The organism is Nitrospira sp. NS4 (assembly GCF_049546785.1).
Taxonomy (GTDB): Bacteria; Nitrospirota; Nitrospiria; order Nitrospirales; family Nitrospiraceae; genus Nitrospira_D.
Genome location: NZ_JBMWAN010000002.1, coordinates 118893 through 137891, shown reverse-complemented (window position 1 = coordinate 137891; position 18999 = coordinate 118893). Strand labels below are relative to the sequence as shown.

At 55.4% G+C, this 18999-nt stretch carries 19 protein-coding genes; 10 read left to right on the top strand and 9 right to left on the bottom strand.

From position 1 onward, the window contains the following. Positions 1-344: 344 nt before the first annotated feature. A complete protein-coding gene (locus tag ACO9S2_RS05030; RefSeq protein ID WP_423720851.1) occupies positions 345-1763 on the bottom strand; it encodes a hypothetical protein in 1419 nt (472 codons plus the stop codon). 773 nt (positions 1764-2536) lie between these two features. Between ACO9S2_RS05030 and ACO9S2_RS05025 the strand changes: the two genes are divergently transcribed. Beyond that, positions 2537-2833 (top strand): hypothetical protein, encoded by a 297-nt coding sequence (locus ACO9S2_RS05025; RefSeq protein WP_423720850.1) that lies wholly within the window; start codon positions 2537-2539, stop codon positions 2831-2833. 9 nt (positions 2834-2842) lie between these two features. Then, positions 2843-3076, top strand: a complete 234-nt coding sequence (locus ACO9S2_RS05020; protein WP_423720849.1) for a hypothetical protein — start codon at positions 2843-2845, stop codon at positions 3074-3076. 20 nt (positions 3077-3096) lie between these two features. Here ACO9S2_RS05020 and ACO9S2_RS05015 read toward each other — a convergent pair whose 3' ends face one another. Together ACO9S2_RS05015 and ACO9S2_RS05010 are read right to left on the bottom strand one after the other, a co-directional pair. Further along, on the bottom strand, positions 3097-3582 hold the full coding sequence (locus tag ACO9S2_RS05015) for a GNAT family N-acetyltransferase (RefSeq protein WP_423720848.1): 486 nt from the start codon (positions 3580-3582) through the stop codon (positions 3097-3099). Between the two features lie 86 nt (positions 3583-3668). Beyond that, positions 3669-4172: a PH domain-containing protein gene (locus ACO9S2_RS05010; RefSeq protein ID WP_423720847.1), complete on the bottom strand. Its 504-nt coding sequence runs from the start codon at positions 4170-4172 to the stop codon at positions 3669-3671. Between the two features lie 341 nt (positions 4173-4513). Between ACO9S2_RS05010 and ACO9S2_RS05005 the strand changes: the two genes are divergently transcribed. Beyond that, on the top strand, positions 4514-4657 hold the full coding sequence (locus tag ACO9S2_RS05005) for a hypothetical protein (protein ID WP_423720846.1): 144 nt from the start codon (positions 4514-4516) through the stop codon (positions 4655-4657). 59 nt (positions 4658-4716) lie between these two features. Here ACO9S2_RS05005 and ACO9S2_RS05000 read toward each other — a convergent pair whose 3' ends face one another. The 4 genes from ACO9S2_RS05000 to ACO9S2_RS04985 all read right to left on the bottom strand — a co-directional run bounded on the left by ACO9S2_RS05000 (position 4717) and on the right by ACO9S2_RS04985 (position 7923). Beyond that, complete coding sequence (locus ACO9S2_RS05000; protein WP_423720845.1) at positions 4717-5106, bottom strand: response regulator; 390 nt, start codon at positions 5104-5106, stop codon at positions 4717-4719. Next, positions 5081-5599 carry a cupredoxin domain-containing protein gene (locus tag ACO9S2_RS04995; protein ID WP_423720844.1) on the bottom strand — a complete coding sequence of 173 codons (519 nt, stop codon included), beginning with the start codon at positions 5597-5599 and terminating at the stop codon, positions 5081-5083. Before ACO9S2_RS04995 ends, ACO9S2_RS05000 begins: the two co-directional genes overlap by 26 nt. A 189-nt stretch (positions 5600-5788) precedes the next feature. Then, positions 5789-6499: a response regulator transcription factor gene (locus ACO9S2_RS04990; protein ID WP_423720843.1), complete on the bottom strand. Its 711-nt coding sequence runs from the start codon at positions 6497-6499 to the stop codon at positions 5789-5791. After that, positions 6496-7923 carry an ATP-binding protein gene (locus tag ACO9S2_RS04985; protein WP_423720842.1) on the bottom strand — a complete coding sequence of 476 codons (1428 nt, stop codon included), beginning with the start codon at positions 7921-7923 and terminating at the stop codon, positions 6496-6498. Before ACO9S2_RS04985 ends, ACO9S2_RS04990 begins: the two co-directional genes overlap by 4 nt. A gap of 510 nt (positions 7924-8433) precedes the next feature. Between ACO9S2_RS04985 and ACO9S2_RS04980 the strand changes: the two genes are divergently transcribed. From ACO9S2_RS04980 to ACO9S2_RS04965, 4 genes are all read left to right on the top strand, one after another. Further along, the gene (locus tag ACO9S2_RS04980; protein WP_423720841.1) at positions 8434-9504 is read left to right on the top strand and encodes a DNA cytosine methyltransferase; all 1071 of its coding nucleotides are present in this window, start codon (positions 8434-8436) and stop codon (positions 9502-9504) included. Positions 9505-9532: 28 nt separating this feature from the next. After that, positions 9533-12478, top strand: coding sequence for an ATP-binding protein (locus ACO9S2_RS04975; RefSeq protein ID WP_423721559.1), 2946 nt, complete (start codon positions 9533-9535; stop codon positions 12476-12478). Further along, a complete protein-coding gene (locus tag ACO9S2_RS04970) occupies positions 12475-14136 on the top strand; it encodes a response regulator receiver domain (RefSeq protein WP_423720840.1) in 1662 nt (553 codons plus the stop codon). Before ACO9S2_RS04975 ends, ACO9S2_RS04970 begins: the two co-directional genes overlap by 4 nt. 110 nt (positions 14137-14246) lie before the next feature. Then, on the top strand, positions 14247-14663 hold the full coding sequence (locus ACO9S2_RS04965) for a very short patch repair endonuclease (protein WP_423720839.1): 417 nt from the start codon (positions 14247-14249) through the stop codon (positions 14661-14663). Positions 14664-14724: 61 nt separating this feature from the next. Here ACO9S2_RS04965 and ACO9S2_RS04960 read toward each other — a convergent pair whose 3' ends face one another. After that, positions 14725-15792 (bottom strand): DUF3800 domain-containing protein, encoded by a 1068-nt coding sequence (locus ACO9S2_RS04960; RefSeq protein WP_423720838.1) that lies wholly within the window; start codon positions 15790-15792, stop codon positions 14725-14727. Positions 15793-16233: 441 nt separating this feature from the next. Between ACO9S2_RS04960 and ACO9S2_RS04955 the strand changes: the two genes are divergently transcribed. From ACO9S2_RS04955 to ACO9S2_RS04945, 3 genes are all read left to right on the top strand, one after another. Further along, the gene (locus tag ACO9S2_RS04955) at positions 16234-16641 is read left to right on the top strand and encodes a hypothetical protein (protein WP_423720837.1); all 408 of its coding nucleotides are present in this window, start codon (positions 16234-16236) and stop codon (positions 16639-16641) included. Between the two features lie 82 nt (positions 16642-16723). Next, on the top strand, positions 16724-17182 hold the full coding sequence (locus ACO9S2_RS04950; RefSeq protein WP_423720836.1) for a methyltransferase family protein: 459 nt from the start codon (positions 16724-16726) through the stop codon (positions 17180-17182). A gap of 206 nt (positions 17183-17388) precedes the next feature. After that, positions 17389-17529: a hypothetical protein gene (locus ACO9S2_RS04945; protein ID WP_423720825.1), complete on the top strand. Its 141-nt coding sequence runs from the start codon at positions 17389-17391 to the stop codon at positions 17527-17529. A gap of 63 nt (positions 17530-17592) precedes the next feature. Here ACO9S2_RS04945 and ACO9S2_RS04940 read toward each other — a convergent pair whose 3' ends face one another. Further along, positions 17593-18435 (bottom strand): hypothetical protein, encoded by an 843-nt coding sequence (locus ACO9S2_RS04940; protein ID WP_423720824.1) that lies wholly within the window; start codon positions 18433-18435, stop codon positions 17593-17595. Positions 18436-18999 lie beyond the last annotated feature (564 nt).

Sequence of the window (18999 nt, the reverse complement as noted above, 5' to 3'; positions counted from 1 at the left end):
CGAGCGAACAGCAAGTCTCATGGACAGCACCGATGGCGCTCTCAGCATGAGACATCTCCCTCCCCGCAAGTGACGCCGCCCACCAAGAAAACCCTGGTCTCATAAGAAGTCGGGGCCGGGCAGCGTTCGGCTGCTCACTCGGGCTACCTGGGCATCTCAAACACGAGCGGTTCTCGGGTTACAGCTTTGAGAAAAGCCACGGGGTTGGCCTTGTTGTGATTGCGCCGACGTGCGTGCTGAGCTTAGGGCTCCTGGATGGCATGCCCGCCGGATCTTGATCGGCTTCGCTTCATTCCGCCACGGCGCGCATCATTTCGGCGGGCCGTGGCGGAATCGCACCCTTGCTACAGCGCAGTCAGGAAGGCGACCAGATCAGCCTTTTCCTGATCCGTGAGCTTCATGTCGAAGCGGACGTCGTAGAACTCAAGGACTTCCTTGAGACTCGCCGCAGCGCCATTGTGGAAATAGGGCGCGCGCGCGGCAAGCCCGCGCAGGATCGGTCCTTTAAACTTCCCGATATCCGCCCATTTCCCGGTCACCATTGCCCGTCCGGGATCGGTCGTGGAAACTTCTTTTGTCGGATCTGCTTTCTGACGCAGTGTGATGACAGGCAGATAACTGACGTCCAGCGGGTTCACGACGTCGGCGATACCGATGTTCAGCGGCGCGGAGACCGAATGGTTGCCGACATTGAAGGCGTCGTGGCATGTCCCACAGGTTCCCGGGATAACCGACAGGCCAGTCGCGTCATTGAGTCCCCCGACGCTCTTGATGTCGATCGGTTTCGAGTTGAACAGCTTCTGCCCTCGCAGGATGCTGGCGCGGCTGGCGGCGATGGCGTCAGTGGCACTTGCGTTGACCCAGGCGGGAGTAAACAACGTGAAGACCACCGGGGTAAACGCCGTGTTGTAGGGGTTTTGGCCCAGCGGATCATTGATGCCGATGTAGAAGGGTTGGTTGACCAGTGTCATGGGGCCGCCGCTCGCACCGAGGGAATTAAGCGACCCGGCGCTGGAGTCGACCGCCTGTGCCGTCGAAAGCCCCATTTCAAACGCCACGATTTGCTGCTGCTGTTGCGGGGTGAGCGGTGTGGTGGCCTGTGCGTGGCCATTGGTCGCGTCGAGAGCTTGATGGGCCAGGTCCGACAACAGATCGCCGGGGTCCGTTGCGAACGTGATCGGCTGTGTGCCGGTCTGAGTGGAGGATTCACGCCCGTCCCACATCACGGTGCTCAGAAACCGGAGGTTGGTTGAGGGAAGCGGGCGGCGATACATGGACAGTGTCGAGGTGTCATTGCATGCATAGGGGTTGCGGACGCCGACCACTTCGAACTCGGCGCGGGCGGGCAGGTCGAGCGCGACGCGAATCAAGCCGCGGCCCGTCAGCAGGCTGTAGGCCTGCCTGCGGCCTGCCACGGTAGTCGTATCGATATTGTGATCGCAATTCGAGCCGTCGTTGGTTCGAAAAATCGGGTCCAGGCCGTTGGTCTGTTCAAAGCGGGCGGCGACGTGCGCGGCGGACACGGACCAGGCATCACTCGGCTGGTGGCAACTGGCGCAGCTGCGGCCGTTGGTGCCCAGGCTTTGGAAAAACGGACCGGTCAGATCGATTGTTCCTGTCGAACTGTAGGTCTTCAAAACCCCGTTGGGGTCGGGAAAGGAAAAGAGATTCGGGAGAAAAGAGGAAGCGCCGTTGGCGACGGCTGCTACCGTGACGACACTGATCGTGAGGGCACTCAGGAGCCAAACACGACGTTTGAGCATAGCGGGCCTCCTCTGTGAGCGGTGTGGTGGAATGATAGAAAACGCCGGGCCTTATGTAAATCTCTAGAAATACGTAGAGTGAAGCGAGTTGCCGTGAGGGCCGGTTGAGGGGGCCGGATCTTACAGATTCCAGTGAGGTGGTCAGGTGGAGGTCGGGCTTGCAACCCCACACCAGCGCTCCCTCCTCGTGCGGCGTGTGTGATTCGATATCCAACGTTGCCTCGTTGTGACATCCTGCCTATGTCGGGAGCCTCTGCGCACCGCTGTCTTGGCGTGGTTGGCTTAAGGCAAAGCGGCCGTGGCGACCGGACCGGGGCAGTTGGAGATCGACCTTGCCGTGGGTGACAGGATTGTGAGCATCAAGTCGCGGTCTGACGGCGCGCATATGACCCGGAACCCATACCCTCACAATAAGCGCAAAAACCGACTTCTTTATTCCTCTTTTGGCGAGCATTGACTTCCCTCCTCGCATCAGAAACGATCCTCCGCCGAATCTAATTCGATACGTCACAGTGGTCTACGCTCCTCTAGTCTTGGTTCAACTCCGCGAGGAAACAATTCAATCCCGAGAATTGTCATTGATATTTCAGGGAGTATTGCATGGCTTGCCCATAGGCACACTTGTTGCGCTCGAAACTGATTGTAGGGAGGAGACCCAATGCGACCGCAGAAACGTCTGCTCATGTCGATATCCGAGCCGAACATCACAAAGATGCTCATGCTTGAAAAGGAGTTTGCGAATAGATACGACCTCTCCATAGCGGAGGCTCCCTATGTCGCTGAACTCCTGGCTCAAGGCCAACGTGAACCGGCTGATGTGTTCGGGTGTCTCGTTCCTCGGTGCAAAGAACAAGGGTGAGCGTGGCTTGTCGGTCATCACGCAGCTGCGGGACTCGTATCAGAAGCCGGTGATCGCGTTGATGGGTTGGTATCCAGAAGACGGGTCGTGGTCGGAAGAAAACCTAAAGCAGGCCGGAGCATGCGCCTCGTTTGTAATTCCGCCTGATGGGGCACCATTCATCAATGCTGTGAGTGAGTGCCTGGAGAAAGGGGGCACTCATGGAGCCTAGGAAGTTGCCATGACGCCGAATTATATGATCGCGAATGTAGTCTGGCAGTTTCGATACAAGATCTTCTCGGGGGTCGTATTCGTTGCGGGTCTCGGCGGGTACATGCTGCTGCGATCCTACGTCGGCGCATGCGGAGACGGGAAACGCGGCCTTCTGGCGATCCTGATCTCCTGCGTTGCTCACTGGACCTCAGGACGCCAGGGGACGCTTGAACCAACGAGGCCCTGGCGGTTCATCTTCTGACGGACCAGGGCTCTTGATGATCAAGCCGGGGAGGGGTGTGCGGTCGTCGTTGTTTCGCGATACTTGGCGAAACAGATGAGATCCAGGTGGTGGTAGTGGTTGGGCAGCACGGTTTCCGCCTTGTAGCCGAGATTCAGGAAGAACTGAATGTTCCTGGCCGTGCGCAGCATGGTGCAGGCATAGAACTTATGGACATCGGTCGTGACCCGTTCGATTTCCTCCATCAGCGCTTTCCCCACTCCATGCTTCTGATGGGCGGGACTCACCGATAACAAACGGATCACACAGACCCCGGCCACATTCCAACAGCGCACCGACCCGACAATGACCCCGTCCGCCTCCGCCACGAAGATCCGTTTCTCCCTGGCATCCTCCTTGAGGCTGTCGAGCGTTTCCGTAGTCCAGGCGCTTACTTCGTAGGTGTTGGTGTATTCGCCGAAAGCGGCCTGCTGGACGTTGAGGATCGCCTCGAAATCAGTTTCGGCTGCTGGTCTGATGCGCATCATCACCGGCGTGCTCCGGTCGGGTTCACATGACCTCGCGAAGGTGAAGATAGCAGAGCCTGACCCGCTCTTCATTTCCTGCGTGGGAGTTATGTCAGGCCCGCTGGTATCCGTCCACCGGGACGCCGTTCCTCGAAGGCGACGGCTGCCGCCTCGATCGCTTTACGAAACTCCAGCGGGGCGTGAATGCCCGCAAAGGTCTCTCGCGTGGAGCCGGTGCCGGTAACGTAAATGGTGCCAAAATTGAAGAGCCGTCCCCACAGTGTCTGCTCCACACCGATGTTTTCCACTTTTGTGAGCAGGGTTTCCAAGGTGTGACGGCCGACAATGCCGGTCTTGATTAAGACGCGCTTGTCAGTGACCCCGAACTCCCAGCAGCGCCGCTTGAGGTATGCAGAGAGCACGGCGCCGAGGGGAAGCACGAGGATAGCCGACGACAGGTACGGATCGAATCCCCGGACTATCGCAACCGCGACGACGATGGCAAGGCCGAGCAGGAACAGGAGCAGCGGAACAAGAAAGACCTTCCAATGCAGATGGGCGCGAAACAGCACCTGTTCGCCGGGCAGGAGGTTATGATCGATGTAACCCATGGGGCACTTCTTTAACAGAGACTCCCTACTATTTCCACTCGGCTTCCACGAGCACAATCGGCAAGACGGGTGAAGTAGGCAGGCGGTTGGTGAGGGTACACCGGCATCAACCGGATCAGCGTTGGAACCGTCACAGGTCGTCATCCTGTGTGGCGGTATGAATCGGGCCTGACGGCAGTGGTATTGGAGGAGAAGGCTTCCGGAATTCTTGCCGGATCAGACCGTTGAGCCGTGCCGAACGGCTCTGCTGCAAGGAGCACGACATGAAAGCCGGCATCGTGTGATCGGGTGATGGGGCGAAGGCCTTGGCCGGCGGGTGCCTCAAACAGGGGCATCACGCCATGACGGGCACGCGTACGACGGCCAGACTGACGGAGTGGGCGACGCAGAATCCAAAAGGGCATGGCGGCAGCTTCGCCGAGTTGATCGTGCCGGCGGTCAAGGGAACGGTCGCAGCGGACGCGAGTAAGATCCGGAACCCATGACCTCACGATACCGAAAAATGTTCCCGACCCCTGTCGATCGTTCTCCGGCGATATCCCTCTCATGGATCATGGTTCGTCAGAGGAAAGGTCTGCTCACAGAGTTGCGCAAACCAGGTCGTGTCGAACGGCTTCTCGACGTAGTGGCTGGCCCCCAGTCTGAACGCCTCTTCACGAATCCTGTGGTCCGGATCGGCCGTCATCATCACAACCTGCACCGGCCCGTGTCGAGCCCGGAGTTCCCGGAGCACCTGCAGGCCGTCCATGACAGGCATGTGCATGTCCAGCAACACGCCGCCGATCGGAGCCTGCTTCGACTCAAGGGCCATGAGCGCCAATCCCGTTCGTCCGTCGTTGGCGACCAGCACGGCGTAACCCATGGCCTCAAGCCGATCCTTCAAGACCTCACAGACCATGGGGTCGTCATCAATGATGAGCAGCCGTCGTCCCATGCGCCGCTCCTTCTGCGCCGGTCCCGGGTGAGCCTTGCCCGGCCCGGAGGGTTCCGGTCGTTCGTTCCGCTCGCTCGTCCTCCATGCCGGAGCGTATCCCGTCATGCCTCGCGGATGGATCGACGACGACCAGCGTGCCCGTCATGACGGGGTGCAACTCGCAGTGATAGGCATAGCGTCCCGGCGGCAGGGGAGCGATGAAAAAGCTGCTGTCCGGCGGGACCGCAATGGATTGGAAGGCGCAGGCGTCATCCGTCAGGCATCCGTCATGGCGGACGCTGTGGGGGGAGCCTGTCGTATTGACCCACCGGATAGAGGTGCCGGCCGGCACGATGGCCACCCGGGGTAGGTAGTAGGGCGAAGTCGATTCGAACGTGATCTCGACCGGATCGGCCGGAGCGGCGGCCGCAGCCCCGCCGGTCACGAGCAGGCCTGAACAGGACAGAAGGCTCGCGCCAAAGAGTCCGGTTGTGAATGGACAGGGTCGGCGCATCACACCACTCCTTTCCATGTGTACGACAGAGACCGCTTCGCTCTCTCGTAAGACAACCTACTCCTGGGGGGCATAAAGACTCGATAGGCAGATGAGAGGGATTGCATAAGGAGTGTGTAAAGATCGGCCGGGGGAGGGGACAAGACGTAGTCGGGGGGAGAGACCGGGGGCTGACAAACGGGACAGTATTTAGGTGACGGGCTGGTCTTCGCCTTCGACGGAGAAGCGATAGCCGACGCCGGGATCGGTCAGGATGAACCGCGGGCGCGTGGGGTGTGGTTCGAGTTTCTTTCTCAGCTGTCCGATGAACACCCGGAGATATTGGGCCTGGTCCGCGTAGGCCTCTCCCCAGACCGCCTGCAGCAGCATGCGATGCGTGAGCACCTTGCCCGCGTGTTCGATCAGGTATTTGAGCAGGTCGTATTCAGTCGGCGTCAACTTGACCGGCTTCTGATGCAGCGTGACCTCCCGCCGGTCAAAATTGACGCAGAGGTCGCCCGCCGTAAACACCGGCTGCGGACCGTGGGCTCCTGCCGCCCGGCGCAACAGGGAGCGAATGCGGGCCAGGAGTTCATCCATGCCGAAGGGTTTGGTGATGTAATCGTCCGCTCCCAGTTCGAGCGCTTCGACCTTGCGCGGCTCCTCTCCAATCGCGGACAGCACGATAATCGGCACCGTGGAGGCTTCGCGAACCCGGCGCACGACTTCCGCCCCGCCGATGCCCGGCATGATGAGGTCGACGATGACGACGTCCGGCCGCCGATTGCCGAAAGAGCTGAGCGCCTCTTCGCCCGTCTCCACCGTTTCGACCGCGTAGCCGCTGCGTTCGAGATTCACCTGGAGGGAGTGCCGGATCTGCGGCTCATCGTCCACCACCAGGATGCGCGCTCCTTGAGTCATGCGGCCCCCTGTAAGGCGGTCGGTTCCGGGGTCGGCCGGTCGCCGGCCGGCGGCGAGGCGGTGAGCGGGATCCGGAACAGGATCGTCGTCTCAGCACCGGGAACCGACTGAGCGAGGATGGTACCGCCATGGGCCTCGACGATGCCCTTGCAGATCGCCAGCCCAAGACCGGTCCCGGGAGAGCCGGACGACCGGCCCGACTGCACGCGGTAGAATCGGTCGAAGATCCGGTCCAGCTCGCCGGGAGGCACCCCCTCGCCGCTGTTCGACACGCGCACGTCCAGACAGCCGTCCACAAGGGACGCCTCGAGGCGTATCGGAGAACCGGGCGGGGAAAACTTGATCGCGTTGTCGAGCAGGTTCACGAGCACCTGTTGGAGTTGCACCCCGTCGGCGAAGATCGGCGGAAGATTCCGGTCCAGGCTCGCATGGAGAGGCCGATCGGCCAGCAACAGCCCGACCCGCCGGATGGCGCCTTCCACCAGCTCATCCAACACCTGCCATTCCCGGCGGGGTTGCAGCGTGCCGGCTTCGAGGCGGGACATGTCCAGGAGATTGCCGATCAGCCGGTTCAAGTAATCCAGTTCCCGGTCGATGCCGGTGAGGAACTCACGGCGGATGGCGTCCGGCAGCGACGTTCCATCGTGCTGTAGGCTGAACAGCATCGTCTTGATCGCGGTCAGCGGCGTGCGGAGCTCATGGGAGACGGAGGACAGCAACGACGATTTGACCGCATCCCGCTGATGCAGGGCCTGGAGGGTCAGGGCCTGGCTCTGTTTCAGGGCCCGCTCCGCCCGCAGAAAGCGCCAGGTGCCCAACGTCCCGACCGCCATCACCAGGAGCACCACGGCGAGCTCCCACCGGATGAGCGTCCGGACGTTGTCTTCCGAATGCCGGGCCAAGAGGATCACGGCGTCGTTCGCGACGTTCAACAGCGCGGCATGATCCTTGAGCAATGCCTCACGCGTGGCGGCGATCTGAGCACCGGCCTCGGTCCGCAGGAGGAAGAAATCGGCCCGGACAAACAACGATTCCAGGAGCTGTTGCTGCTCCAGGAGTTTCTGCCGGATCTCGCCGGTCGGAGCGGCGGGAATCGTCACTGTTCCGTCGCGATCAAGATCGGCCACGGTGGTCCCCCCCTGGATCAGGGTCTGCACCCGGTCTGTCAGCGCGGCGCGAGTGTGCCGGTAGTCAGCCTCCACTCCCTGAGAAGCCAGCAGGATTTCCTTCATATGCCGTTCCAGCAACATCCGCTGCCGGCCGGCCAGATCGATGACGAGCGCGTCGGATTCGCGGCTGTGAAGGACGGTCAAGGTAAGGGGCACGACGGCGAGCGCGGTGATGAGCAGGAGGCCGGAGATGCCCGCGACAGTCCAGTTGACCTCGTGAGGCCTCACAGATGCAGGAGACGCGGCAGCAGCCATAGCGACCTCCAGGCGTTGTTCATCATAGCAATAAGCGAATCGGGAAGACCAGGCAGAGGAGGATGGGGGATGCCTTTGTCTGTTGCCACCTACCTCCAGGACCGATCCGTCCGGGCGTTGCCGGGCGGAAGCCTTCTGGAATTCCCGCAGCCACAGTCTCGCACTCGGAGGGCTTCGTTCAGTTCCAGCTTTCTTTCCCGGCGAAGCTTCGTCGGATGCCGCGCTTCTCCGGTAACCTGCGCATAGCCCGAAGGGATCTGAGGAGGAGATGGGTCGAGCGCGCGCGGAAGGAGCATTTATTTCGTGAAACGGGTTCGGAGGCCGCGCCGAAGTTTGCAGGGAGGATATTGCGAAGTGTTGAGAATGCGCGGGACTAAATTCAAGTCTGTCTGGCTGAATGTGTGAGTGCGAGACGGCAGTTCTTTGCCCCCAGTGTCAATAAAAGATTCCCAACCCGTTTTCTGGCCTTAGAACTCGCCATTTTTCATGCAACCGTCTACAATTGGGCGCATGTTGAGGCAGGGGCAATCCAAGCTGCAAGCAGTTGATTTCTTTTGCGGTGCTGGAGGAATGAGCTTTGGTCTAAGCAAGGCCGGAGTGAAAGTTCTGGCAGGTATTGATAATGCCACCGAATGCAAAAAAACCTATGAAGCTAATATCCCTGGGGCTAAGTTTGTCAAACGCGACATTAGCACTCTAACTGCTCCAGAGCTTGCACGGCGTTTGAAGATCCAGATTGATGATCCGGCATTGGTGTTTGCTGGATGCAGTCCTTGCCAGTTTTGGAGCAAAATCAGGACTGACAAGACGAAGGCTGCTCAAACGGCCTTCCTGCTGAGGCAGTTCGAGAAATTTATCCGATACTTCCGACCGGGATTCGTAGTGGTTGAGAACGTTCCTGGACTTCACACCCGGAAGAAACACACTATCTTGCCTGATTTCATTGGCTTCATTGAGCGCCTGGGATATGCCTGGGACGACGGCATCATTAACGCGAATAATTACGGTGTTCCTCAAAATCGTATGAGGTATCTCTTGATTGCCACTCGGCTGGCTTCGACGATTACGTTGCCTGCACCAGTAGTCGATAACCGGCTCACTGTTAGTGCCTTTATCGGAGTTGCGAATGGATTTGGGGAGATTGCGGCCGGGCATCGCGATACGTCGGATTTTCAGCATACAGCGTGCAAGCTTTCACCAGACAATCTCCGTCGGATCAGAATGACGCGAAAATCGGGCGGTGATCGGTCTGCATGGAAGGATGACGAAACTCTTCAAATCGATGCATACCGTGGGCGAGATGAAATATTTCGGGATGTCTATGCGCGGATGTATTGGGACCGTCCGGCGCCAACTATTACAACGCGTTTTAATAGTCTTTCGAATGGGCGATTTGGTCATCCTGAGGAAGATCGAGCTATTTCAATTCGAGAAGGAGCGACTCTTCAAACATTTCCTGAAGATTTTGTTTTTCACGGAACAAACTTGAATAACATCGCAAGGCAAATCGGAAATGCAGTCCCTCCAGAGCTCGCCCGCCGCATTGGCCAACATATAATTTCTATTGCATCAAATGGCTAAGATACGAACAAGAGCTCGAGCGGTGGACATGCTCGGTCGGCAACAGATAGCTGGCATTCAGAATGCCGTCAGCGAGTTGTACAAGAACGCTCACGATGCTTACGCAACACTTGCCAGGGTTGATTATTTCGAGGGGCAAAAGCTCTTGGTCGTACGAGACAACGGCGTTGGAATGACTCGGAAAGATTTTGAAGATAAATGGCTTGTGTTAGGTACGGAAAGTAAGTTTGGGGATGGGGTGGGGAGGCAGTATAAACCGGAAGGGATGGAAGTCCGGCCTATTACTGGAGAAAAAGGAATTGGAAGACTCGCGATCGCATTGTTAGGCCGTATGGTGCTTGTTTTATCTCGTGCGCGCCGCGAAGACGGACTGCAAGATTTGGTAATCGGGTTAGTTCACTGGGGGATTTTTGAATTGCCAGGTCTGAATCTTGACGAGATTGAAATCCCCGTAAAGACCATCCGGGGAGGCACCCTGCCGTCAGAAGATGAGTGCGCGACTCTTGCAGCTGCGCTTCTTGATTGCGTTGAGCGTCTCACAAAAAATCATCCCGAGCTCGACTTCTCGAAAATTCACAGTGACGCTAAGGCATTCCGCCCCGACCCCGCAGATCTTGATGCTGTTCTAAGACCACATGACGATGGAAGTCTTTCGTTGGTTGGTGAAGGTACCGGAACGCATTTCATCATTGCCCCTTCGGCCGCGGTACTAGATATGGAGCTCGCCAGTGAGGAGCGTTTGCAGGACTATGGATTCCGTAAGTCTCTCCTCGGTTTCTACAACCAAGTGTTTCTTGCAAGACCCCCAGCGACCATTACAGCGTCTTTTAGGGTTTGGAAGCCTGGTGCCGCTGTCGGCGAAGAACTTCTTGACCCTCAACTTTTTTTCACCTCCGAGGAGGTTCCGAAGGTTGACCATTATTTCTCAGGAGATGTCGACGAGTTTGGCCAGTTTTCTGGGACCTTGCGCGTCTATGAGAAGACGTATGAGAAATTGAACATTGCATGGAAGGAAAGTGTTGGGCGTAGGACCGATTGTGGCCCGTTCCAGGTTGAGTTTGGTTATCTCATGGGGACTAAGAGTGAGTCTTCGGTAGCGCCGGATGAATTTGATCAGATCAGCGCCAAGGCTACAAAGCTTGGAGGTATGTATATCTACCGCGATGGGGTGCGTGTTTTACCTTATGGCGATCATTCGTTCGACTGGCTCGAGGTTGAAAAGCGCCGTAACTTGGGTGCGGGCTACTATTTCTTCTCGTTTAGAAGAATGTTTGGGGCGGTGCTTCTTAGTCGCCAGAGGAATGGAAATCTTGTCGAAAAAGCAGGTCGGGAAGGGTGGCAGCAAAACAGCGCATACAGGCAACTACGGGAGATATTGATCAATCTTCTTACACATTTGGCAGCAGAGTTTTTCCGAAAGGGTGGAACTTACACTGAAATTTTCGAACAACACCAGTCCGAGCTAAAGCGTAAGTCCGCTTTACTGGAAAAGCGCGAGAAGCAGGTCACGGCGAAGAAAAAGAAATTTGTGGAAGCTCTCGACAGGTTCTTCAAAGCAGTCAACTCAGGTCTTGTCGCGCAAGAAATAGCAAAACTTCGGCAACAAACTAATGTGGCCATGCAGGGAGCTGCGGCAATTCCAGACCAGGATCAAGCTGCAGCGGCGTTGATTCGTGCTGAAAAGCTCGCTCTTGAGAATGTGCGCAAGCTTCGTGATGACTGTGGGATTAGACGGCCAACAGGTGTGGGCCTCTCCAAAAGTCTGCATGAACGATGGGATGCATATCAATCAGAAAAAAGGCGCCTCGAGCAGGAAGTCTTTAGTCCATTTGAGCATGAGATTGCGGAAACATTAGGCAAAGTTGCAAAGCAGGCAAGAATTTATGTGAATCAGCGGCGAAGGCTTGAGGATAGACTGAAGGCTATACAAGAAGAGCGTCAGTTAATGCTGAAGCAAACGGTACAGCAGACTAGGGCAACGGCAGACGATACACGAAATGCGGTGTTCGATGTAACACAGCGTGCGGTCCAGGACTTTGACAGCGCATATCGGCAGATCGAGACGGATTTAGGCAGAATAGATCTGGATAACCTTGATGAGGCTGCTATTGAAAGACAGCGCCAGCAATGGGAAAAGCAGTTGCTGGAAATTGAGCAGCGGCACCGAGGCTCCCTCGAAGCCGCACGAGATATGCTCGCCTTGTTAGCTGAAAACTTAAAGGCCTCGGGTGGAGCCGAGTCTGCGGAGACCATGGCAGCGATGGATGAACGGATGATGGCACTCGAAGAGCAAGCTGATGAAGATTTTGAGATGGTGCAGTTGGGTTTGGCTGTGGCAATCATCAATCATGAGTTTGGTGCTGCGATCCGGAATGTCAGAAGCAATATCCAAGAACTTGGATTTATATCTCGTGGGAGCAAGGCGATTCGTCCGCTCTACGACTCAATCCGTTCTAACTTTGAACATCTTGATGGGCACTTGGGATTGTTCACCCCACTCCAACGTCGGTTGCACAGAAAAGCTTCACGAATCACTGGAAAAGCTATCCACGGCTATGTAAACGACTTGTTCTCCAATCGATTGGAGAGGCACGCCGTGACAGTAGAGTGTACCGAGTCCTTTATGGTTGCAACCGTGGAGTGTTACCCATCCACGATATATCCGGTCTTCATCAATCTTGTGGACAATGCGATCTATTGGCTGAAGACGATTCCTGAGCCAAGAAAGATCCTGTTTGCAGCGGAGGAGGGCGCCTTCATAGTGGCCAACAATGGTCCGCAGGTCCCCGATCGTGATGTTGCCGGACTATTCGAAAGAGGGTTCACCCGCAAGCCTGGTGGAAGGGGACTTGGTCTTTTTATTGCCAAGAAAGCTCTCATGAAAGAGGAAATGGATATCGCACTTGGTGAGCCGCCATCAGGATTTAATGTGGCCTTCAGAATCACGGCTTCAACCCTGAGATTAGTACCATGACGCCTGAATCAATTGCGGATTTTTCTTTGCTGGCCGCTAAGAAGTACCTTCAGAGCGCCGTATTTATAGATGATAATATTTACAATCAAGCTACGGCGAATCCAGATGCAGGCGATATAGAGATTCGCCAACCAAAGTCTGTCATGAAAGTTGTTGAAAAGGGGGGTGCGCCATCAGCCGAAAAGGCCGTGATATTGGATTCATCCGAACAGTCAAATAGGCCTTTTAGGACGAAGGATTTGGTTGGAAGTTTTGCGAAGCACGGAATTGTGTGCGCGCTGTATCAGCCAGAGAAAGATTTTCAAGCAGATGAGAACTCTACCATTTTTAATCTCTGCCAAACTGCGGACCTTGTCATTCTTGACTGGGATTTCAATGAAGTCGGAGTCCAGGGCGCGAGACCCAAGGTTTTGATTGAGAATCTCATAAAAAGCGGCAATCGAGTAGCGCCCCATCACGTTAGGCTTATCGCTATTTACACAAATACCCCAAGCTTGCAATCAATTGCCAACTCGCTTTTTCAGCATTTAGAGAAGATCGAGATAAAGCCCGAACTAATCAATTCTCCATTACGTTTACAGGTGCAGGCAGGGTCTACAAGGGTAATTATTTTGGGAAAGGCAGGGGGCGTTGGTCGCATTGAGTCGGAGAAGTCTTTCACAGTTTTCGAGAAAGATTTGGCAGACCTGCTGCTGCGGGAATTCTCAACCATGAATCAGGGGATCTTGTCATCGTGCGCACTGCTTGGGATGGCCGCGGTTCGACAAAGTTCTGCGCGTATCCTCGACAAGTTCCATAGCGACCTCGACGCCCAATTCCTACTTCACAGAGCCTTGATTCGGGATAGCGAGGAAGCTTTCGATCAATTACCGGAACTTCTAGGAGATGAGTTTAAAGCAGTAATTGAGGACACAGAATATAGGCCATATGATTTGAGTAGGTTCGTGGAGATGGCATGTGCTGGTGTTAAAGTTAAGGCACATGCTTCCAATTGGAAACAAAAGGATCGACCTGGCGAGGAAGTTTTGCGAGAGTTCCTGCACAAGCCCAATGGCTTAAGCGAGGTGCTGAATGGCAATAAAAAGGCAGAGCCAATAGTAAACAAGCCCAACAATCTTGTGGGAAGTCTCGCTGACATGTGCTCGGTGGCTGATACCGACGCTCATTGCAGGTTTGCAGCGCTTTTGGCTATTCGTACACAATATCAAACCAAACACCGTGATTTAGGATTCGGATCCATTGTACTGAATCGTAAGTCAGATAAGTATAGTGTTTGTATTATGCCGCCATGCGACTCCATCCGTCTAACAGCCGACACGTATTTTCCTTTCTGGGAACTTGGTGGTTCGGGAAAAGGCCATCCGATCATTGTTCAGTGTGGGGACGATAAGTGGGTAGAGTTGGCTTTTATCCCCGGTAAGCCGTCAAAGTACATGCGGCTAGTCTCTTTTGCTCCCGATCGGACCAGAAATATTGTAATGGCAACGATAGATACAAACCAGAGGTACGTTTTTAAATCACAAGATGGTGAGTTCGAATGGGTGGCACAATTAAAGCCGAGTCACGCGCAGCGTATGGCGAACACCATTGGGCAACAACTTTCTCGTGTTGGCCTTACTGAGGCTGAGTGGGCGAGAATGGTATTTGCGAAGGAATAATCGAATGTTCATCGAATTGGCTGCTGAATTGGGAGTTGCCGGCCCCGCAGCGCCATTTTTCTCTAAGCCGAACTTTCCGTCACCTAGTAAGTTGCCCCTCGACTCCATGAATGGCTGATATTTACTCCAAGGCGAAGCGCTCACAAATAATGTCTCGTGTCCGAGCGCAGGGGAATTTCAAGACCGAACTGGCGTTGGTAAAGCTCCTCCGGCAGCATCGCATCACTGGTTGGCGTCGTCACCCCAAGCTATTCGGCAACCCAGACTTTGTATTTCGTGAGCATCACCTCGTAATATTTGTGGACGGCTGTTTCTGGCATGGATGTCCGAAGCACGCGTCCTATCCTGCGACTAACCGCGCATTCTGGGAAAAGAAGCTGCTTCGCAATAAGGATCGTGATCGCTTGGTGACACGTACTTTGAAGAAGGGTGGATGGCGCGTGCTTCGGATATGGCAGCACGAACTAACTGCCAAAGGGGGATCTCGATGTATATTAAGAGTCAGGCTAGCAGCCGGGGTAGTTTGATAGAACCGAAGGAAGGATGATTGATTGTGGGTCCAATTGAATAGTGTTCAGCAGCTGTGCATTACTCCCTGATTAGCTTGAAACATTCTTGAACGTGTTTGCTCGAGGCAGTAAACCATCCCAACTGTACTGAATCTAATGACACCGGCAGTATCGTTGAGACTAATTCCGAAAGCAGATGATTAGGGCTAAGTTGCCGAGTCACATTTGATGCATGTTGTGTCAACGCTCCTGCCAAGATATCCGCTGCACGCATTAAAGGCGTCATTTCTGACCTAACGAATTCGATAGACAGTAAATTCTTGTTGCCAGTTGACAATGTAGCGTGGGGGAAAGAAATTGAATCCTCTTGGGCCTCCTTGTGTAGCGTAAAGACCGACTCAATGGCCTCTTGATAGTAGAATGACTCGTCGTGCACGATTCGGATGTCGCCTCCCACCCTCTTCCCAAATTGGTTTGCCATCATAAAGAATTGAACGGCCGTTGGCGTGTTCAGTGCTTGCATTGCTTTATTGGGAAGATATGAATTGGAGTGTTGCTCCAGTTTGGCGATCGTGTCCATTTGTGGGAGAGCGCCCTCGATCATGTCCGCAAGGCTCTGGTGCAGGGATAGTTTCAGGTAGAGGGAAATATCCTTGGCCGACTGGGTTAGGCCGATCGAATCCGCGTTCCTAAAAGCTGTGGCAAAGGATGTAAGTTTGATCTGAGGGAGTTCAACGAATAACTCGGCGATCGCTTGCTTTTCAAGAGTATCCCAGAGGAGGTCTGGATGTACGTTATCGTTATGTGCAGGGTCGAGAAAAGTGTCGACGATCTTTGCCGCAACGCAATACTTCTTCTCAGCCATGGAGAAGGTTGGTAGACAGCCAACCTTGCCGAGAGAATTGAACAGCTTATGTGTCGCAATCAATCCCAGTTGTGATTTTAGTACGTGTTTCGATTTTATTTCGTCGCCCTGTGACGTGAGCTTTTGTTCGAATTGCAGCACAAGGTTCTCTGCAACTTGAATCTCAGCAGTAGGCACAAGCCAACCAGCCAGTGTGTATACGGGTTGATCAGGGTCCAGGAAGTTGCCTCCTGTATTCCCTGACTCATCACAATAGAGAGTATAGCTGGGCGGTATAGTCATGGTAGTAATCAAGAGTCACGCTACCATGTAGAAGTATCTTGCGCTAGACCAAGCAAGCAGATCAGGCTGGGGCTCGGCGAAATGATCGATGCCATCTCTATCCACCACTGATTGACAGCGCCTTGTCTGCTCGCCACAATCCTGCCTCGAGCAAGTTTCGTTCAAACGGCTCATGCAAAGAATTCGTAAGAGCGAAGAAAAAGGGGACAGGCTGAATTGATTTGATCGAGCCAGCGTTCGAAGGCCAGGGTCTGGTTCGGTCTGATTGTCCTGAGCGTATCGATGGGCCTGCGGTGTCAGCCATGAGCCTGCCGAATAGAACTCCGTTGAGCCAAGCCTGTTGAAGGACCCTGTCGCATTCGAGCCGTCGTCTCATCGGTGCTTCCCATTCTTGACGCAAGGCAGGTGCAAGCGTAGGGTTCTCTGCGTTGAGAGGTCTGCATGATTCCTGTCTTGATCGGTGTGCTCACTGCCGTTGCGATTGCCGCTCTTGCCAGGTCCACGCGATTTGACCAGGACCGCAGCTTCTATCCCACCGTACTCGTCGTCATTGCGGCATACTACATTCTCTTTGCTGTGATGGGCGGTTCGCGCCAAGCGCTTGCCTGGGAACTTGCGGCGGCCATCGCCTTTTCGACGTTGGCCATCATGGGGGCGATGCATTTGCCCGTGCTGGTCGGAGTGGGGATCGTCGCCCACGGCCTCTTCGATTTCATTCACCATACGATGATTGAGGATGCCGGCGTCCCGGACTGGTGGCCGGGCTTTTGTGGTTCGCTTGATGTGGTGTTAGGCCTGTGGGTGATCGGCCTCTCCCGTTCCAGTGGCGTATTCAAAACGTCTGCGTGATGAGGGCTGTGACGGAACGGTGACAAACAACGCAGGTAGCCTGTGATGTGCCTGCCTGGTGCGAGAGGAGGACCCTCGTAAAATGACGCTTGAGCTTAAGATTCCCCCGGTGGCGGTCGCCCTGATCACCGCCGCCTGTATGTGGCTTGCGGCACGGGCCGTTCCGGATTTTGATGTTCCCTTTCACGGGCACCTTGTCGTTTCTGGCGTGGTGGCGTTGTCGGGTGGGTTCATTGGTCTCTTGGGTGTGGTTGCATTCAGCCGGGCAGGCACGACCGTCAATCCCATGAAGCCAAGGTCATCGTCTTCTTTAGTTGTGACCGGAATCTATTCCGTCACGCGCAACCCGATGTATCTGGGGCTGCTCCTGGTCTTGCTCGCCTGGGCGATCTATTTGGCCAATGCCCTGACCGTCCTCTTCCTCCCCGGATTCGTGTGGTATATGGGCCGGTATCAGATCGAACCGGAAGAAAAAGCGCTGGCCTCATTGTTTGGACCGGAGTTCGCCGCCTATGCCGCCAGGGTGCGCCGATGGATTTAACAACCGTCAACGCGGGGAAGAGTGAAAAATGTCGGGAGTCTTTGTTGGGACAATAGACCCTGCGGGGCCTCGCGATTGTCTATATGAATGTAACCCGCGTTGACTGGTCCCGCCGCAAGCCGTAGCCTGCCGTGCATGCGTAAATCCTGATCCGTTTCCCGTTCGTTCTCTCCTCTTTGCACCGGGCGTGGCCTGAGGTGCGATCTATGGCTGGTACGATCTCGGTGCGGTGCTGCATCGCGGGCGGCGGGCCGGCCGGCATGATGCTGGGGTTCCAGCTCGCGCGGGCAGGGAGCGATTGTGCTGGAGCAGCCCGTTCGCAGGGAAGTCCAACGGCCGGGTTGTGAGCGGTTCCCCTCTGGATATTTAGAGGCTCGGGGTGCCGGATTGCCTCTGCTCTTGCTTCATGCTTACACGGCCGGGACTCCCATCGTGTTGGATGTCCCAAACGGTATCGGGTTTCCTTCGCTCACACTTGGTGAGAGATGCTTGAAGGAGAGTGATAGTACGGCCACCGCAAAGGCCGTTGACGCGAAGAAAAGTGCCCAGGCTAACCCGAAAATCAGAACGGCCAAGAGAACAGATTGTTGCGTGGCGAGTTCGAATAGGACAATCGTAATGATATTTACCAGTACCAAGCCGAGGAAAGGAATAATGCCGATCAGGACCATGAGAGGCCATTCATTACCCGCTGATTGACTCCAGGCCCAGTCCATCCAGCCTTTGACAGGCCTGCGGTCAATCGCTGTGGCCGGCAAGATCAGACTCAGACGTCCATTAATGTATGCAGGAAGCAAGAACGCGGTCGCAAGGCCGAGGACGTTGAGGACAAGGACTAACGGATTCGAAAGGTTTGCAAGCATCGCTGACAGTCCTGCAATAGACAATCTGGTCAGGAACACGATAAATCCTGCGAAATTGGCGATTACAAGGATGTAGAGGGCAAACCACGTGTCTCGCATTGTCCAACTGCAAGCGTGCATGAGTGAACCAGGTTGTTCTCCCAAGAGAATAAACCGGTGACAACATACGGCGAGCCTGACCGATGCGAGTTCCCACACTACAATGAATGCGAATAGTGCGAATGCGGTCGTCAGTCGTCCGGTCTCTGACGCCGCTGCTCCCCACAGAGCCATGAGAGCTCCGCTGGTGATAATGACTGGCCCAAAGATCACAGAAGCGAAGAAATGCCAATCACGAAACACAACCGAGAGGCTCTCGTGCAACGTCTGTTTAATAGAGAGGCTGGTCATGGCAGGGCCTCCATATGTGTGGCAGTGAACTCGCCGTTATGGTGACATTAAAGGCGAAGCACTCACCCCTTCCTTATGTGCAACGGGTATGCCGATGTCAGAAACTAGAACGCCGATGTCTGTAAGAGATTGGTTGCATAGAGGAATCTTGCTTCGGAAACATGCGGTCGCGGGAAATCATGCGGCAATGGGCTGCTCGAGTCTGGATCACATTTGATGCGTGGTCGGATCGGATTCGATACTGCCGAATACTACGCTGCTGGAAGCCGGTGCGTTCTGTGATGAGAGTACAGGCACAAGCCAGATACGGGTGGATCTTGCAGGCCGACAGTACGAAACTCATCCGTGCGCGGCGAGCGCGCCTGGTCAATGCCCCTCCTGTAGTTGACTCCGTTTCCTTCCCCACGTAGCCTGACTCGAATTTTCTGCTCTCAGCCGGTCGGGCGGCATGAGGAAAGGTGAGACATGACGGACAGGAAAAGGGGCGGGAGTCTTAATTGAAGAGCCTCGTTCGCGCACGGCGGTTCCCCCTTGGGTGGCGAGAACGAAGGGGCCACGATTCTC

Coding starts and splice junctions, on each gene's coding strand:
- ACO9S2_RS05030 (WP_423720851.1), bottom strand. CDS start 1,763: ATGCTCAAACGTCGTGTTTGGCTCCTGAGTGCCCTCACGATCAGTGTC.
- ACO9S2_RS05025 (WP_423720850.1), top strand. CDS start 2,537: ATGTCGCTGAACTCCTGGCTCAAGGCCAACGTGAACCGGCTGATGTGT.
- ACO9S2_RS05020 (WP_423720849.1), top strand. CDS start 2,843: ATGACGCCGAATTATATGATCGCGAATGTAGTCTGGCAGTTTCGATAC.
- ACO9S2_RS05015 (WP_423720848.1), bottom strand. CDS start 3,582: ATGATGCGCATCAGACCAGCAGCCGAAACTGATTTCGAGGCGATCCTC.
- ACO9S2_RS05010 (WP_423720847.1), bottom strand. CDS start 4,172: ATGGGTTACATCGATCATAACCTCCTGCCCGGCGAACAGGTGCTGTTT.
- ACO9S2_RS05005 (WP_423720846.1), top strand. CDS start 4,514: ATGACGGGCACGCGTACGACGGCCAGACTGACGGAGTGGGCGACGCAG.
- ACO9S2_RS05000 (WP_423720845.1), bottom strand. CDS start 5,106: ATGGGACGACGGCTGCTCATCATTGATGACGACCCCATGGTCTGTGAG.
- ACO9S2_RS04995 (WP_423720844.1), bottom strand. CDS start 5,599: ATGCGCCGACCCTGTCCATTCACAACCGGACTCTTTGGCGCGAGCCTT.
- ACO9S2_RS04990 (WP_423720843.1), bottom strand. CDS start 6,499: ATGACTCAAGGAGCGCGCATCCTGGTGGTGGACGATGAGCCGCAGATC.
- ACO9S2_RS04985 (WP_423720842.1), bottom strand. CDS start 7,923: ATGGCTGCTGCCGCGTCTCCTGCATCTGTGAGGCCTCACGAGGTCAAC.
- ACO9S2_RS04980 (WP_423720841.1), top strand. CDS start 8,434: ATGTTGAGGCAGGGGCAATCCAAGCTGCAAGCAGTTGATTTCTTTTGC.
- ACO9S2_RS04975 (WP_423721559.1), top strand. CDS start 9,533: ATGCTCGGTCGGCAACAGATAGCTGGCATTCAGAATGCCGTCAGCGAG.
- ACO9S2_RS04970 (WP_423720840.1), top strand. CDS start 12,475: ATGACGCCTGAATCAATTGCGGATTTTTCTTTGCTGGCCGCTAAGAAG.
- ACO9S2_RS04965 (WP_423720839.1), top strand. CDS start 14,247: ATGGCTGATATTTACTCCAAGGCGAAGCGCTCACAAATAATGTCTCGT.
- ACO9S2_RS04960 (WP_423720838.1), bottom strand. CDS start 15,792: ATGACTATACCGCCCAGCTATACTCTCTATTGTGATGAGTCAGGGAAT.
- ACO9S2_RS04955 (WP_423720837.1), top strand. CDS start 16,234: ATGATTCCTGTCTTGATCGGTGTGCTCACTGCCGTTGCGATTGCCGCT.
- ACO9S2_RS04950 (WP_423720836.1), top strand. CDS start 16,724: ATGACGCTTGAGCTTAAGATTCCCCCGGTGGCGGTCGCCCTGATCACC.
- ACO9S2_RS04945 (WP_423720825.1), top strand. CDS start 17,389: ATGGCTGGTACGATCTCGGTGCGGTGCTGCATCGCGGGCGGCGGGCCG.
- ACO9S2_RS04940 (WP_423720824.1), bottom strand. CDS start 18,435: ATGACCAGCCTCTCTATTAAACAGACGTTGCACGAGAGCCTCTCGGTT.